Source organism: Streptomyces buecherae (genome assembly GCF_014295035.1).
Classification (GTDB): domain Bacteria; phylum Actinomycetota; class Actinomycetes; order Streptomycetales; family Streptomycetaceae; genus Streptomyces; species Streptomyces youssoufiensis.
The window spans coordinates 5,218,741-5,233,777 of sequence record NZ_CP060404.1 but is presented as its reverse complement, the minus strand read 5'-3'; the positions used below and the strand labels follow the sequence as shown (position 1 = coordinate 5,233,777).

At 73.6% G+C, this 15,037-nt stretch carries 9 protein-coding genes; 3 read left to right on the top strand and 6 right to left on the bottom strand.

Annotated elements, in window-relative coordinates; genetic code table 11:
- Positions 1-124 precede the first annotated feature (124 nt).
- The 4 genes from H7H31_RS20640 to H7H31_RS20625 all read right to left on the bottom strand — a co-directional run bounded on the left by H7H31_RS20640 (position 125) and on the right by H7H31_RS20625 (position 8,343).
- Complete coding sequence (locus H7H31_RS20640) at positions 125-4,585, bottom strand: FtsK/SpoIIIE domain-containing protein (RefSeq protein ID WP_187063396.1); 4,461 nt, start codon at positions 4,583-4,585, stop codon at positions 125-127.
- Between the two features lie 366 nt (positions 4,586-4,951).
- Positions 4,952-5,455, bottom strand: a complete 504-nt coding sequence (locus H7H31_RS20635; RefSeq protein ID WP_187063395.1) for a hypothetical protein — start codon at positions 5,453-5,455, stop codon at positions 4,952-4,954.
- Between the two features lie 401 nt (positions 5,456-5,856).
- Positions 5,857-6,726 carry an alpha/beta fold hydrolase gene (locus tag H7H31_RS20630; RefSeq protein ID WP_187063404.1) on the bottom strand — a complete coding sequence of 290 codons (870 nt, stop codon included), beginning with the start codon at positions 6,724-6,726 and terminating at the stop codon, positions 5,857-5,859.
- 924 nt (positions 6,727-7,650) lie between these two features.
- Positions 7,651-8,343 (bottom strand): metal-dependent transcriptional regulator, encoded by a 693-nt coding sequence (locus tag H7H31_RS20625; protein WP_187060224.1) that lies wholly within the window; start codon positions 8,341-8,343, stop codon positions 7,651-7,653.
- A gap of 265 nt (positions 8,344-8,608) precedes the next feature.
- Between H7H31_RS20625 and H7H31_RS20620 the strand changes: the two genes are divergently transcribed.
- The gene (locus tag H7H31_RS20620) at positions 8,609-9,382 is read left to right on the top strand and encodes an SIS domain-containing protein (RefSeq protein ID WP_187060223.1); all 774 of its coding nucleotides are present in this window, start codon (positions 8,609-8,611) and stop codon (positions 9,380-9,382) included.
- A gap of 321 nt (positions 9,383-9,703) precedes the next feature.
- Here the strand turns inward: H7H31_RS20620 and H7H31_RS20615 are convergent, their stop codons facing one another.
- Positions 9,704-11,095 carry a PAS domain-containing protein gene (locus H7H31_RS20615; RefSeq protein ID WP_222624839.1) on the bottom strand — a complete coding sequence of 464 codons (1,392 nt, stop codon included), beginning with the start codon at positions 11,093-11,095 and terminating at the stop codon, positions 9,704-9,706.
- Between the two features lie 859 nt (positions 11,096-11,954).
- On the opposite strand from H7H31_RS20615, the gene H7H31_RS20610 reads away from it, so the two are divergent.
- On the top strand, positions 11,955-12,509 hold the full coding sequence (locus H7H31_RS20610) for a hypothetical protein (protein ID WP_187117995.1): 555 nt from the start codon (positions 11,955-11,957) through the stop codon (positions 12,507-12,509).
- Positions 12,510-12,670: 161 nt separating this feature from the next.
- Here the strand turns inward: H7H31_RS20610 and pdxH are convergent, their stop codons facing one another.
- A complete protein-coding gene (pdxH, locus tag H7H31_RS20605) occupies positions 12,671-13,357 on the bottom strand; it encodes a pyridoxamine 5'-phosphate oxidase (RefSeq protein WP_372456050.1) in 687 nt (228 codons plus the stop codon).
- A gap of 378 nt (positions 13,358-13,735) precedes the next feature.
- Here pdxH and H7H31_RS20600 point away from each other — a divergent pair, with 378 nt between their 5' ends.
- The gene (locus H7H31_RS20600) at positions 13,736-14,836 is read left to right on the top strand and encodes a citrate synthase 2 (RefSeq protein ID WP_187063568.1); all 1,101 of its coding nucleotides are present in this window, start codon (positions 13,736-13,738) and stop codon (positions 14,834-14,836) included.
- Positions 14,837-15,037: the final 201 nt, after the last annotated feature.

The following is a 15,037-nucleotide window of genomic DNA, read 5'->3' as shown; positions in this document are numbered from 1 at the left end:
CTCGCTCCGGCTGAGCCGAGTGGGTGCGCCGCCTCGCGCGCCCCGGGCCGCGCACCACCCGCGCGCACCCGCGCGCACCGGTCGCCCCCGGCGGGGCCGCGCAAGGCCGATCAGGCCCGGCGCGTCACTCCGGCTGGGCGGCCTGGATCGGCATGGCGCCGCCGCCGAAGGCGAACAGCCCGCTGCCGACGGGCCCGCCGCCGCTGTTGGACGCGATGCGGATGTTGAACAGCTCGCCGTCGGTGGAGCTCTGCGGCTGGAGCAGTAGTCCGTTGCGGGACCGCCGGGCCTCGACCACGAAGCCTCGGTACTGCCCGGAGAGCGTGTCCGAGTTGCCGGCGGCTATCAGGCCGTGGTCGCCGTCCATGCCCTTTCGGATGACGGTTTCGAGCGCCTCGTCCAACGGGGCCTCGTAGAGCAGCTCCGCGTCGTCGGCGACCACGACGTACGGGCCGTCGATGGTGTCGATCAGCTCCTCCAGGTCGTCCTCGGTGCTCTCCGCGTTCAACAGCCCGGCCACCAACGGCTCGTCCGCCAGGTCACGCAGCGGCGACTTGCGCGGCGCCACGAGGATGAGCGACGTGCCTCGGGCGAGCAGCGAGCGTGCGGCCGTGACCAGCGTGCTGGACCGGCCGGACTTCGGCGGGCCGGCTATGACGAAGCCGGGGCCGGACTCGGCGAGGTCGATCCCGACGGGCCGCAGCTCGTCGCCGCCCACGCCGATGAGGGCCCACAGCGGGGGGGGCACCAGGGTGGGCTGGAGGGCCATCGCCTCGGCGGCGCTGATCCGTGCGGGCAGCGCGTCCACGCGCAGCGGGCGCAGGGCCGCTGGTGTGTCGGGGCCCAGCGGCTCCGCCGCCGCGCTGATCGCGCGGAACGCCTCGACCTGGGCCCGGCCGGACGGGTCGGCCGCGAGCAGGGCGACCTGGCTCTCCAGCACCCCGCCGTCGGTGAGGCTGAGGGCGCGCCCGGGAGGCATGTCGTGCGGGACGTCGCGCGTGTTGAGGCCGGCCACCGCGAAGTCGTTGGGGTCGGAGAGCCGCAGCACGTGCTTGCTGCCGAAGGACGAGGAGACCTGGCCCTGGAAGCCCGTGCGGTCCGCGGTCATCACGACCTTCAGCCCGACGGCCCCGCCCTCTCGGAAGATCCGGTTGGCGGACTCCATGAGGCGGCCGTAGTCGTAGTTCTCGAAGTCCGCGACGAAGCCCTCCCAGCCGTCGAAGAAGACGACCATCAGGGGCAGCCGCTCCTCCGGCGGGGCGGACTCGCGCTGCTCCGCGGCGCTTGCCGCGCCCTGGGCCGCCAGGAACTGCTGGCGGCGGGATATCTCGACCAGCAGCCGGTCAAGCAGCCGGCGCACGCGCTCGGGCTGGTCGCGGCTGACGACCGCCCCGCAGTGCGGCAGGCCGGCCAGCGGGAGCAGGGCGTTGGCCCCGCAGTCGATGCCGTAGACGTGCACGTCGCGCGGGGACGAGGTCTGGGCGAGGCGACCGGCGAGCGTGCGCAGGGCGGTGGAGCGGCCGGAGCGGGGGCCGCCGACGATCATGGTGTTCTCGCCGTGGACCAGGTCGACGGCGAGTGCCGTACGGGCCTGCTGGCTGGGCAGGTCGGTCATGCCGAAGGGGATCGCCGTCGCGCTCGTACCGCCGGAGGTGGACAAGACGTCGAGGTGCGCCAACTCGTCCACCGTGACCTCCTGGGGCAGGGGCGGCAGCCAGGGGCTGCGCGGGGTGCTGAAGCCCAGCGCTTCCGCACCGCCCCTGATGGCGTCCACGAGGACCGCCAGGTCGGTGACGAGCGTGCCGTCGTCCTCGTCGTCGCCGGACCTCGGCAGTGGGCGGCTGTACGAGGTCCAGGCGATCGGCGACACGTCCGCCTGCGGGCCGGAGCTTCCGTCGCTCGGGCGACGGCCACCGATACGCGCGGACTGCACGGCGACCAGGGCCTGCGCTCCGGAGCGCACATAGGCCCGGCCCGGGGTGGACTTGGCGATGGCTCCGGCGTCCGGGGCGTCGATGACGTCGGAGGACTCGGCGCCGTCCGTCACGCGCAGCGCGATCCGCAGGTTGGTGTTGGCACGGATGTCGGCGCTGACGACGCCCGCCGGCCGCTGTGTGGCCAGGATGAGGTGCACCCCGAGCGAGCGTCCGCGGCGGGCGATGTCCACCAGGCCCGCGATGAAGTCCGGCAGTTCGGCGACGAGCGAGGCGAACTCGTCGATGATGAGGACCAGTCGTGGCATCGGCGCGAGGTCCGGTCGCAGCCGACGGGTGTCGCTGTAGTCCTCGATGTCCTTCGTGCCCGCGTTGAACAGGATCTCCTCGCGCCGCCTGAGCTCCGCCGCCAGCGAGGCCAGGGCCCGCTCGGTCAGGTGGGCGTCCAGGTCGCTCACCATGCCCACCGTGTGCGGAAGCCGCGCGCAGTCCTGGAAGGCGCTGCCGCCCTTGTAGTCGATCAGCACGAAGTTCAGGGCGTCCGGGCGGTTGGCCACGGCCAGCGAGGCGATGATCGTCTGCAGCAGCTCGGACTTACCGGCACCGGTCGTGCCGGCCACCAGCGCGTGCGGCCCGTCCTTGCGGATGTCCAGGTGGAACGGCCCGTCGGCGGCCAGGCCGATCGGTGCGACCGTCGTGGAACCCCCGCGCTGCCACCCGTCCGCGATGTGCGCACCCGTCGGGTCCGGCATGCCGAGCAGCGTCAACAGGCGTGCGGACGTGGGCAGCGCGGCGTCGGCGTCGTCCCGGCTGACGTCCCGCACCGGGGCCAGGGAGCGGCTGATGAGCTCGCACCACTCGGGCGTGACGTGGTCGGCCAGGACGGAGCCGACCGACTCCAGGCCGCCGCCGCGCACGAAGAAGTGGGACGCGGACTGCGGCGTCCAGTTGACGACCGCCGCGCACTCCTCGGGGAGCAGCCGCTCGTCCTGATCGGTGCACAAGGCGTAGATGCCGTGCCGTGGGCCCTCCTGGAGGAGTTGGGGCAGCCCGGGGACGCGGCGCAGGAGGCGCGCCCCGTCCAGTACGAGCAGGACGAACGGGTCGGGCCGCAGCGGCGTGATCGACATGCCCTGCCCGGAGCTGGCCGCCTTGCGACGGTCCAGCTCCGTCAGCAGCTCGCTCACCCGACGGCTGATCGTCTCGGCGTCCGTACCGACGAGCGCCAGGCAGTCCTGGCCCAGTTGGGGCGCGCAGTGCGGCAGCCAGCGCGACCAGCTCCAGGACCGGCCGGCGTCCCGCTCGGAGGAGAGCACCACCAGGGACAGGTCGCGCGGGCTGTGCAGCACGGCGGCCTGCGCCACCAGCCAGTGGGCGGTCGACAGGGCACGGCCCCGCTCCCCCGCCACGCCGACGACCCCGAGCGTGGCGAAGGGCAGGGCGACGGGGACGTCGTGGATGGTGGGCGGCTCGGGCGGGTCCTCGTCGTACTGCTTGCCGGGTTGCAACAGCTCGATCTCGGCCGGCAGGTCGCCCATGCCCACGCGCAGGTGCAGCGCGTCGGGGTCGGTGAGCCGCCGCTCCCACAGGGTGCGCCGGGGGCCGACGGCGCGGAGCATCACCTCGGCCGGGTCCGGCAGGTCCGTGCGGCGGGCCCGCTGGTCCTGGGTGCAGGCGCTGGCGAGGTCGCTCTCGTACTGGCTGAGCTCTTCCTTGTACTGCTTGACGGACTTGCGGAACTTCTTCTTGCCGTGCCGCCGCTCGCTCCAGTAGTGACCGAACACCATCATCGGGCTCATCAGGCAGAACAGCAGCATGTACACCTGCTTGGTCACGAAGAACATCGTGACGCCGAAGAGGCTGGGGATGAACGCCGAGATCAGCTCCAGGCGCGGGCCCTCGCCCCGCGACGGCGGTGCCGGAATGTGCAGCCGGACCCGCGGCCTGACGGCGTTCAGCCGGGGCGGGCGGTTGTAGGCCAGGCCGCCCTCGCCGGTGGCGGAGAGGTGCGCGTCGGGGGGCGAGGGCCTGTCGAGGACGAACATCGAGTCGCCGATGCGGAGCATGGCGCCCAGGCGCCACGGGCTCTCCGCCGTCACCTTCGCCTCGTCGAGCCTGACCGTCGTACCAGGCTGTGGCGTGAGCGTGACGCGGCCGCTCACGTCGATCGAGACGCGCGCCGCCGTGTCGGGCAACGACGGGTCGGGGACGACGAGTCCGTTGGCCGCGCCGGAGCCGATCGTGGTGACGCCGACCGATCGGCGGATGACGCGGCCGGCGGCGGGACCGCCCACGATCCGGATCTCGAAGTCGCCGCTCGGCTCCCCCGCGCGCATCAGCGGCCCGACCGTGTCGTCGACGGAGACCCGCATGCCGTCGCGGAGGACGGACTTGGCGCTCTCGGTGGGGTGGCAGGCGCGGCCGTCCGCCCACAGGGTCGGGCCGGTGGGCTGTGCGTCCGGGTGGCCCTTGGAGCTCCAGGAGAGGGGGACGACGTCGCCGGGGGGTGCCTGGTGGCCGGGCGGGCGGCTGGTGCCGGTCGTGCTCGCCAGTACTGCGGCGATGTCGGCGGCCGTGGCCGAGTCGTCGGCCGTGACCAGCACGTCCTGGGGTTCGGCCCCCGCCCGCACAGCCGTCACCAGGACACGCATGGCTGCCTTCCTCCCCGCCCGCGGCGTTGCGTGGCTCTCAAGTCGTTCGTCCCGAGGCTATCTGTTGGGTGTCTCATCGAACGGATTGCCTGTGGATAACTCCGCGCCGCGTGCGATGTGCGCGGTATGCCCTTGAATGACACGGGACTTCACGGCGCGTGGACGTCATAGATCTTCACGGCGGTCGGGCGGGCCTCGGTTCCGTACGGCTCGGTTCCGCGCGACTGGTTCCGTACGGCTCGGGCCCGCGCGACTGGTTCCGTACGACGTGGTCCCGTACGGCGTGGTCCAGTACGGCGTGTGATGTGGGCCCGGCAGGCGGTGCGGTGGGGTCGCGCGGTCGGGCCCGAAGGCATGACCTCGGGACTACGCCTGGTGTTGGAGGGCGAGCGCGCTGGCCAGGGCCGTCAGGAATGCCTCGGGGTCGCGGGCGGGGATGTTCAGGCCCTCGCCGCGCCGGGTGGCGATGGTGACGCTGTCCATGCCCATCGGTACGGCCCAGCCGCCGCCCACCAGCCGGGGCGGGCGCTGGCCCGCCCAGTGGGCCGTGTCGGCCCCGGCGAACGGGTGGCCCGGGGGCTGTTGGGCGCGGTGCAGCGCGGCGGTGACGGAGGCCGGGTCGAGGTCGGTGAGGGCGAGGCGTTCGCGGCCGACCCGCAGCGTGGTGTGGTCGAGGTCGATGCGGTTGTAGAAGTACTTGGAGACCGGAACGCTGGTGAACGCGAGGAGCAGGAGCAGGAAGAGCGCCGAGACCGCGAGCCATGGCCCCAGGTCCTCCGGGAGCGAGTCCACGCCCATCCAGGCGACGCCCGCCACGTAGAGGCTGACGCAGATCAGGGACCAGACCTTCGAGGGGCGCTCGCGATACATGGCGTTGATGATCCGAGACGGGTTTCGCGCCTGGCAAGCACTCGCCCGCCGCCGGCGCGATGAGATGCCCCACACGGCCGCCCCGCCTGGCCGTACGGCCACAGGACCGCACGACCGCCCCGGACCCGGACCCCGCCCCGCGCACCCGGCGTCCCCGCGCGCCTCACACCCCGCACACCCGGCACACCCCGCGAGCCTCACGCACCCCGCACCCACCGGCGCGCCCGTGCGCGACCCGCGTACGGCGGCGCCCCGTACGGCAGTTACCGCGCACGTGGCAGCTTCCGTACACGCCAGGCGTCGCGTACGGCGCAGAAGCCGAGCCCGTCGGCGGCGGGCGCGGCGGGTGAACGCGCGGCTGGTCGGGGGGTGGCCAGCGACCGCCCCGGCTGAGCGCGCCGTCAGGCCGGGAGGGCTGACTCCAGGAAGGGTTCGACCACGCGTCGCCAGCCGTCGGGCTGGTCGTAGTGGACGAGGTGGCCGGCGTCCGGCACCTCCGCGTATATGCCACGGGGCAGCACGCGCACCATTTCCTGGGCCTCCGCCCGGCCCAGGTCGCCGTCCAGGCCGCGCACGACCAGGGTCGGGCACTGGACGTGGGCGAGGTCCTCCCAGTGCGCGTCGTGCACCCAGGTCTCACGGGCCGTCAGCATCTGGCGGCGGGAGAAGACCGGGCGCCAGCCGTCGGTGCGCTCGGCCATCACCTCGGCGAAGAACTCGCCTCGGGTCGGGCGCGGGCGCTCCAGCCAGGGGTCGCCCTCGCCGAACCACTTGCGGACGTCGGCCAGCGTGGCGAAGGGGACCGGCCAGGACTTGAACCACTCCGACCACTCGCGCTGCGAGGCGGCGCCCAGGGCGGAGGCCCGCATGTCGCAGATGACCAGGGCCCGCACGAGGTCGGGGCGGCGGGCGGCGAGCTGCCATGCCGTCAGGGCGCCCATGGAGTGCCCGATCAGGGTGACCGGGGCGAGGCCGAGCTGCTCGACGGCGGCCTCCGCGTCCGCCACGTACGCCTCGCGCGTGAACGGGCCGCCGGAGGGCTTCTCGCTGCGGCCGTGGCCCCGCTGGTCGAGCGCGACCGCGCGGTACCGGGTGGACAGCCAGCGGGCGGTCTCCGCCCAGTGCGCGCCGCGGCCCATCAGCCCGTGCAGCAACAACACACCGGGGACCTGCTCGCCTGCCCTGCCGCCGACCGCCTTGGGCGGATCGGCATACTCCCAGGCGGCGAGCCGCACCCCGCCAGCTCCGGTCACGTCCGTGCGCCGCACCATGTGTCCTGGCACCTCCATCCCTCCCTAGACCAGCTCCACAGTATCGAACTCGTATTCGAACAAGTGGGGATCGGCGGCAACACCCCTCGTTCGAGTGACCGGCTTCGGGGATTGTTCGCCGTCCCCGAGGGGAGACAGCTACACGGGGGCGGACTGCTCGGGGAAGGGAGTCCGCCGCGGCGCACCTTGAGAGCTCGGGGCTCCAGGTCGCCATCGGGGAACGGGGAGGCAGGGCCCCGGCGGCCACGGCAGCCGGGGCCCTTGTGTCGCCCACCTCGCGGCGCGCGACCCATGGCGTACGGGCGCGCTACCCACGACCTTGACGGGCCCATCGGCCCCCCTCCTCAGCCCCGGGAGATTCCGGGGACCCGTGTGCCCACATCCCCGGTTCTCAACGCAACTCCGCGCATATGCGCCAGCGACAGCGTTGCACGCCGGGCGCCCGGGCGCGCGGTTTCCCCCAACTCCGGCGCGGAAAGACCGCGTTGCCGCAGAAGGTCGCCACGGCCGGCGCGCGGGCCCGGAAGCGTACGGCGCGACCCCGGCGCGAGCCACGCGCGCCGCGCCCCATACGCCGACCCGCCGCGCCCGCCCCGCTCCCCTACCCCCCGCTCCCTCCTCCTTGCGCGGCGACCACACGGCCGATACCACGGCGTCGGCCACCACGCCCGCCAGCGCCCCCGAGGCCGGCGCCCACACGGGCGTGGCGCCGACCCCCACTGCGGGGGCCGGCGCCACGGTGGTCCGAAAGCGATCCGCAAGCGATCCAGAGCGATGCGAAGACGAACCGACGACGAACCGAAGAAGGTCCGCGGACGATCTGCGGACGATCCGGAACGCGAACCGCGACGCGATCCGAAGACGATCGCGAAAGCGGTCCGAGGAGTCCGGGAGGAGGGTCCGGAAGGTGATCCGGGAGTGGTGCTAGCGCTTGGCCACGAACACGTGCGACGCGATGGCGGACTCCAGCTCCGCCGCCTCACCGCTGCTGCCGATCAGCACACCCCCGGCCGACTCGGTCACGCTGACCACCGCGCCGGGCTGCACCCCAGCCCGCCGCAGCGTGTACATGAGCTGGGAGTCCGTCTGGATGGGCTCGCCGATGCGGCGCACCACGACGGTCTTGCCCTCCGTGCCCGGCTCCAGCTCCAGCAGGCTCACCATGCTGGAGTCCAGGAACGGATCGGCCTCGGCCGGCTCGCCCAGCTCCTCCAGGCCGGGGATCGGGTTGCCGTACGGCGACTCGGTGGGGTGCCGCAGCAGCTCGAGGACGCGACGCTCCACCGCCTCGCTCATCACGTGCTCCCAGCGGCACGCCTCCGCGTGCACCTGCTCCCACTCCAGGCCGATGACGTCGACGAGCAGGCACTCGGCGAGCCGGTGCTTGCGCATGACGCGCGTCGCCAGCCGGCGCCCCTCGTCGGTCAGCTCCAGGTGCCGGTCGCCGGCGACGGTCACCAGGCCGTCGCGCTCCATTCGCGCCACGGTCTGGCTGACCGTGGGGCCGCTCTGATCGAGCCGCTCCGCGATCCGAGCGCGCATCGGGACCACGCCTTCTTCTTCGAGCTCCAAGATGGTGCGGAGATACATCTCCGTCGTATCGATCAAACCGGACATGTGCGTGCCCCTCGATGTGTCGTGCGGTGGCCCTGGACTCAATTCTGACGCATCCCACTGGTAACCGGGACTCGCGCGCGTGATCGGCTGGTGTTCGACCGAGTACGGCGTATTGACAGAGCACTGGTCCAGACCGCAACGTGATCCGCGCCACGCACACCACGGACACGACAGCACAGGCCGGAGAAGCGGGCGCAGCCGTGCGCGCTCCGGAGCGAAAACACCCGAATAACGAAAGAAAAACGAAGGAAAGGGCCCCTCGTCGATGAGCGAGAGCACGCGGTCAGTCCCTGCCCCACTGGCCGAGCGGTACCTCGACGCAGCCATCGCCCTGCTACGCGCCGTGCGGGACGAGGAAGCCGGGCCCATCGCCGAGGCGGGCACGATGATCGCGGACACCGTGCAGGCGGGCGGGCGGCTCTTCGCCTTCGGCGCCGGACACTCCTCGCTGCCCGCCCAGGACGTCGTGTACCGCGCGGGTGGGCTCGCGCTGATGAACCTGCTCCAGGTGCCGGGCGTGATCGGTGTCGACGTGCGGCCGGCCACCCTGGGCAGCGCGCTGGAGCGGGTCAACGGGCTGGCCGGTGTGGTCCTGGACACCAGCCCGGCCGTGGCCGGCGACCTGCTGGTGATCATCTCGCTGTCCGGTCGCAACGCGCTGCCCGTGGAGATGGCGATGAACGCCCGGGCCCTCGGCCTGAAGGTGATCGGCGTGACGTCCGTGGCGTACGCGTCACAGACCAAGTCGCGGCACGCGTCGGGGACCTTCCTGAAGGACCACTGCGACCTCGTCCTCGACAGCAAGATCACGGTCGGCGACGCCGAGTTGAGCGTCGACGGAGTCGCCGCGCCGTTCGCGCCGGCCTCGACGGTGGTGACCAGCGCCGTGATGCAGGCGGTCCTGGCGTCGGCGGCCGGCGAGTTGGCCGCGCGCGGCATCGACCCGCCGCTGCTGCGCTCGGGCAACGTGGACGGCGGCCACGAGTGGAACGGGCGCGTGATGGCCGAGTACGGGGACCGGATCTTCTACCGGCACTGAGCCGCGCACCCCGTACGCCCCGCCGGTAGCCGGCCTCGTACGCCCCGGCCCGCCGGCCGCCCATCCCGTACGTCCCGCCAGTAGCCGACCTCTACGCCCCCGGCCGCCCGCTCCGTAGGACCTCGCCGATCCCGTACGCCCCAGCGCTCACCCCGTACGCCCCGGCACTCCGCACGCCCCGCCTCCGCCGGCGGGGCGTGCGCCGGCGTGACGGCATGCGCCACGCCAGCCCCGCCCCCGCCGGCGCGAGCCAGCGGCCCCGGGCCCGACCCGATCCGCCCGGCCGAGCACCAAGCGCCAAGCGCCAAGCGGCGCCAGCCGCTAGCGCAACCGCTGGGCCAGGTCGATCGCCGCGGCGACGCGGACCGCCACGTCCTCCGCGTACGCCGCGTCCGCGCGGTCGAAGGCGCGGCGGCTGGCGCCGCGCAGGAAGGAGGCCACGCCCAGGGTGCGGCCCCGGCTGCGGAGTACCGCGCACAGGCCGTGCACCGTGCCGCTCGGCCACTTGCGCGCCGCCGCCCACTGGGTGCTGATCTCCTCGTCGGCGCGGCTCGCGCTGGCGCGCACGGAGCCGCCGCGGTCGGCGGCCTGGAGCGCGGGGTGGCCCGCCGCGTACGCGACCGGGATGCCGTCGGTGGTGCCGGCGGGGGCGTTGGGCCCGATGCCGGTGGCGGCTCCGGCGGGGGCGGCCACCGCGCGGACGAGCACGATCGGCGGCCGGTCCGGCAGCGTCGCGCCGGGCCCGGGGGGCGCGAGCCCGGACGGGTCGGCTCCCGGGTCGGTCGCGCTCGGCGTGCGCCCGTCCGGCCGGCCCGGCGACGGCTCGCGGACGAGGTCGATCAGGGCGTGGTCGGCGAAGCCGGCCAGGGCGAAGTCGAGGTAGACGGTGGCCGCCTCGAACGGGTCCTCGCACTCGGCGGCGGCCCGCGCGGCGCGGTGCAGTTGGTTGCTCCGAAAACGCATCCGGGCCCCCTCCTGCTCGGCCCGCTTGGCCTCCGTCACATCGCGGAAGATCCAGGCCACACCGAGCGGCACCGCCTCCTCCGAGAGGGGCGAGGCCAGCCGGAGGAAGCCGCTGCGCCAGCAGCGGCGCGGGGGCGGCTGGCCGAGGTCGGCGCCCTCGCCACGGACGGTCACCCAGATCTCGGTCGGCTCGGGTGGCGCGCCCTCCGCGAGTACGTGCTGGAAGGCGCTCTCCACCTCCTCCACGCCCTGGTCGAGGAGTTCCCCCAGCGGGCGGCCGAGCAGCGTGGCGCGGCCTGCGCCCAGCGAGCGCGCCGCGTGGCCGTTGACGACCGCCGGGCGCAGGTCGGCGTCGACCAGGACCACGCCCCAGGACGCGTCCTCGAACAGCGCCTCGCTCAGTGCGATGGAGCGCTCCAGGTCGACCTGGGTGTGCACCTCGCTGAAGGCGCAGTACACGCCGGCGGCCTCGCCGTCCGCGCCGGGCACGGCGGCGGACTGGGTGCGGACCAGGACCCGGCCGCCGTCCTTGGTCAGCAGCGCGAACTCGTGGACCTGGCGGCCCGGCGCCCGCATCGCGCCCAGGAGCAGCGTCTCGATCTCGGCCGCGTCGGCCGCGCGTACCGCCCAGCCCGCCAGGCCGCGCCGGCCGACCGCCTCGTCGGCGGACCAGCCGAGCATGCGTTCCGCCTCCCGGTTCCAGTGGGTGACGGTGCCGTCGGCGTCGAACGCGCACAGCGCGGCGTCCATGCCGTCGAGCAGGGCGGCGAGGAGGTCGGAGTCGTCCCGGTCGGCCGGGCAGTCGGGCCCGCCGCCTCGCGGGCCGGCGCCGGACGGGTCGGGTGCCGGGTCGCCGGCGGGATCGACGGCGTCGGACGCGGGTGGGGAACCCGAGGAACGGGCGGGCTCGGAGCGTGGCGAAGCGGTCACCGGTCACCCCCTGCTGGTCGTGCTGAACGGGCGGGACGTGGCTCTCGGTCGGAAAGACCTGGAAGGAACGGAGAAGAACGGAAAAGAACGGGAAGAACCGAGGATCTGAGGTGTTCGAGCATCCGAAGCGTGTCGTGCGGGCCGGAAGCGGTCGAACGACGGATGGGGCGGGTGCGGCGGGCCGTGCGCGCGCGACAGCCACACGACGAGATATTCAACTCGAACGTGACGCGCACCACACCACCTTCCGCGAAATCGTTGCCTGCCGGAAATTCGGTTGTGAGGCGGCGGAGGGGTTCCTAGGCTTGAGGTACACGAGAAGGGAGGTGGTTCGGCCGATGTACGAAATCCGGACGCGTGAGGTGACTGCGGGCTAGCGCCCGACGTCGCATCTCGCCTTCCCCCGTCTCCGCGTGCGGAGCCCGGAGGGAACAGGCCGCGTAACGCCGGGCGTGCACACGCAAGCTGTGTGCGGCTGGCCAATCCCAAGCAGTCACCCGACCCGCGAGTCGCCGGTACGTCCGACCGGCCCCGATGCGCCACCAGGCGCGCCGGGAAGCGACTCGCGGGTCGTCTGCTTTTCCGGGGCTCCCCGGCGGACCCCCGCCCCCCGTCCCCCCGCTCGCGCGATCGGGCCAGGCCCTGCCGCCGGCCGCTTCGCCTTGGTTAGGGTGCGGCCATGGCCACCGCCCGCGCCGACGAACCGGTTCTGCTCGACCCGCAGGGCCCCGTGATCACGGCCCTCGCGTGCGCCGTGGGCACCGCCCTGTTCCTGGGCGCGGGAGGGGCATGCGGTTACGTCGTCGTCCGCACGGTCGCCGAGTTCGGTGACACCGGCGCCGGGTGGACGTGGGCCGGCGCCGGTCTCGCCCTGCTCGCGGCGTTCGTCGCCAGTGTCGGGTGGTCCACGGCCGTCTCCGCCCGCGCGGAGCGGCGGGCCACGCTCCAACTCGCCGCGCACGGCGTCGACGCGTCCGCCCTGGTCCTGGCGGTCGCCTCCGCCCCGCCGACCAACGACCACCACTTCCAGGTCCGGCTGTTGATGCGGGTCAGCGGCCCCGGGTTCGCGCCCTTCGAATACGGCGCCGAGGTTCTGCGGTACCAGTTCGGCGGGGCCGCGCGGGGGACGGTGCTGCCGGCCCGGGTCAACCCGGTCACCCGCGTGTTCACCATCGACCGCCCACCGGCGCCCCCGACCCCGGCCCCGGCCCCGGCCCCGGCCCCGGAAGCCTGACGCGCCGGCCGCCGCACGCGGGCCGGCGGCCCCCGTATCCGGACGCTCGGGCGCGCCCCGCGCTAAGGAGCCGGTGGGACCGGTGGAACGGGTGGGGCCGGTGGGGCCGATGCGGCCCAGTGGGACCCCGTGCGGTCCGGTGGGTGGCTAGGGCCGGCCGATCACGGGCAGAGGCGTTCGACGCGCCAGGAGTCCGCGGGCTCGGGCGTACGGACGTAGCGCAGGCGGTCGTGGAGGCGGTTGGCGCGGCCCTGCCAGAACTCCACCGCGTCGGGCGTGACGCGGAAGCCGCCCCACTGCGGGGGCACCGGGACCTGCTCGTTCGGCGGGTAGCGGTCGGCGAGTTCGGCGTACATGCGGTCGAGTTCGGCGCGGGAGCCGATCACCTCGGACTGGTGGCTGGCCCAGGCGCCCAGTTGGGAACCGTGTGGACGGGTGCGGAAGTACGCCGCCGTCTCGTCCCGCCCGGTGCGCCGCACGGTGCCGGTGATGATGACCTGCCGGTCGACCGGGTGCCAGGGGAAGAGGAGGGAGACCGCGGGGTTGGCGGCGAGTTGACGGCCTTTGCGGGAGCCGTAGTTGGTGAAGAAGACGAAGCCGCGCTCGTCGTAGCCCTTGAGCAGGACGGTACGGGAGTGCGGGCGACCCGCCTCGTCGACGGTGCTGACGACCATCGCGTTCGGCTCGTGCAGGCCGCTGGTGACGGCCTCTTCGAACCAGTGGGTGAACTGGGCGAAGGGCGTGGCGGCGAGGTCGGATTCGAGGAGCCCGGCGCCGCGGTAGTGCTCACGCATGGCGGCGGGGTCAAGGACGCGCGGCTGCTGCGGGTCGGCATGGGACACGCGCATATCTTGCAGCATGCCGGGCAGACCCCCGCACGCTGCCCCGGGGCGGGCCGCCGTAACCCTCTCGGGTGGAAGGGGGCAGTGTGCCTCTTCTCACGCTTCCCCGCAGGTGGCGAACCCACCAAAATCATCGACTGACCCACTGTGGCCTCCGGACACCACCAACTATCGTGTCCGGTCCTGGACCGAGCCGCACCACTTCACCGTCCGGGCCGGCTCCGCACGCGACTGGATGACCGCCACGTCGCGCGGGGCCGGTACCGAGGGGCGGTCGTCGCGGATCGCGAGCCGCACCCGCGGCCGTGAAACCGCGCCGATCCCCCCATTCCTGACAACTTGGTCACAAGCCGCTTTGTCGACCACTCTCAGAGGAGCCGCCTGATGTCCGACTTCGTACCCGGACTTGAAGGAGTCGTCGCGTTCGAAACGGAGATCGCCGAACCCGACAAGGAAGGCGGCGCCCTCCGCTATCGCGGCGTGGACATCGAGGACCTGGTGGGCCATGTCTCGTTCGGGAACGTGTGGGGCCTGCTGGTGGACGGGGCGTTCAATCCCGGGCTGCCGCCCGCCGAGCCGTTCCCGATCCCCGTGCACTCCGGCGACATCCGCGTGGACGTGCAGTCCGCGCTGGCCATGCTGGCGCCCGTGTGGGGCCTGAAACCGCTGCTCGACATCGATGAGGAGCAGGCCCGCGAGGACCTGGCGCGCGCGGCCGTGATGGCCCTGTCGTACGTGGCGCAGTCGGCGCGCGGCCAGGGGCTGCCGATGGTGCCGCAGCGCGAGATCGACAAGGCCGAGACCGTCGTGGAGCGCTTCATGCGGCGCTGGCGCGGCGAGCCCGACCCGAAGCACGTGGCGGCCGTGGACGCGTACTGGACCTCGGCGGCCGAGCACGGCATGAACGCCTCCACGTTCACCGCCCGCGTCATCGCCTCCACCGGCTCCGACGTGGCCGCCGCGCTCTCGGGCGCGGTGGGCGCGATGTCGGGCCCGCTGCACGGCGGGGCCCCGTCGCGCGTCCTCGGCATGATCGAGGAGATCGAGCGGACCGGCGACGCGAGCGCGTACGTGAAGGGCGCGCTCGACCGTGGCGAGCGGCTGATGGGCTTCGGGCACCGGGTCTACCGGGCGGAGGACCCGCGCGCCCGCGTCCTGCGCCGCACCGCCCGCGAGTTGGGCGCGCCGCGCTTCGAGGTGGCCGAGGCGCTGGAGAAGGCCGCGCTCGAGGAGCTGCACGCGCGCCGCCCCGACCGGGTGCTGGCCACCAACGTCGAGTTCTGGGCGGCGATCGTGCTGGACTTCGCGGAGGTCCCGGCGCACATGTTCACCTCGATGTTCACCTGCGCCCGCACGGCCGGCTGGAGCGCGCACATCCTGGAGCAGAAGCGCACCGGGCGCCTGGTCCGCCCGTCCGCGCGGTACACAGGCCCGGGCTCGCGCGACCCGAAGGACATCGTCGGGTACGCCGACATCGCCCGCTGACCCGGGCCACCCCCGCGGGCCCACCGGCCCGCCGTTCCGCCTCCTCGCCCCGTCGTCCCGGCCGCGCGCCGGGACCGCGGGGCGTTCGCGTATCCCCACACGGCCCTGCCGCGCACCCGTTTTGAAGCGGTCGCTACACAACATGCTAGGGTCCGGAACGGCGAGAACGGGCACCCTCACGCCCCACTTCTGAAGCACACG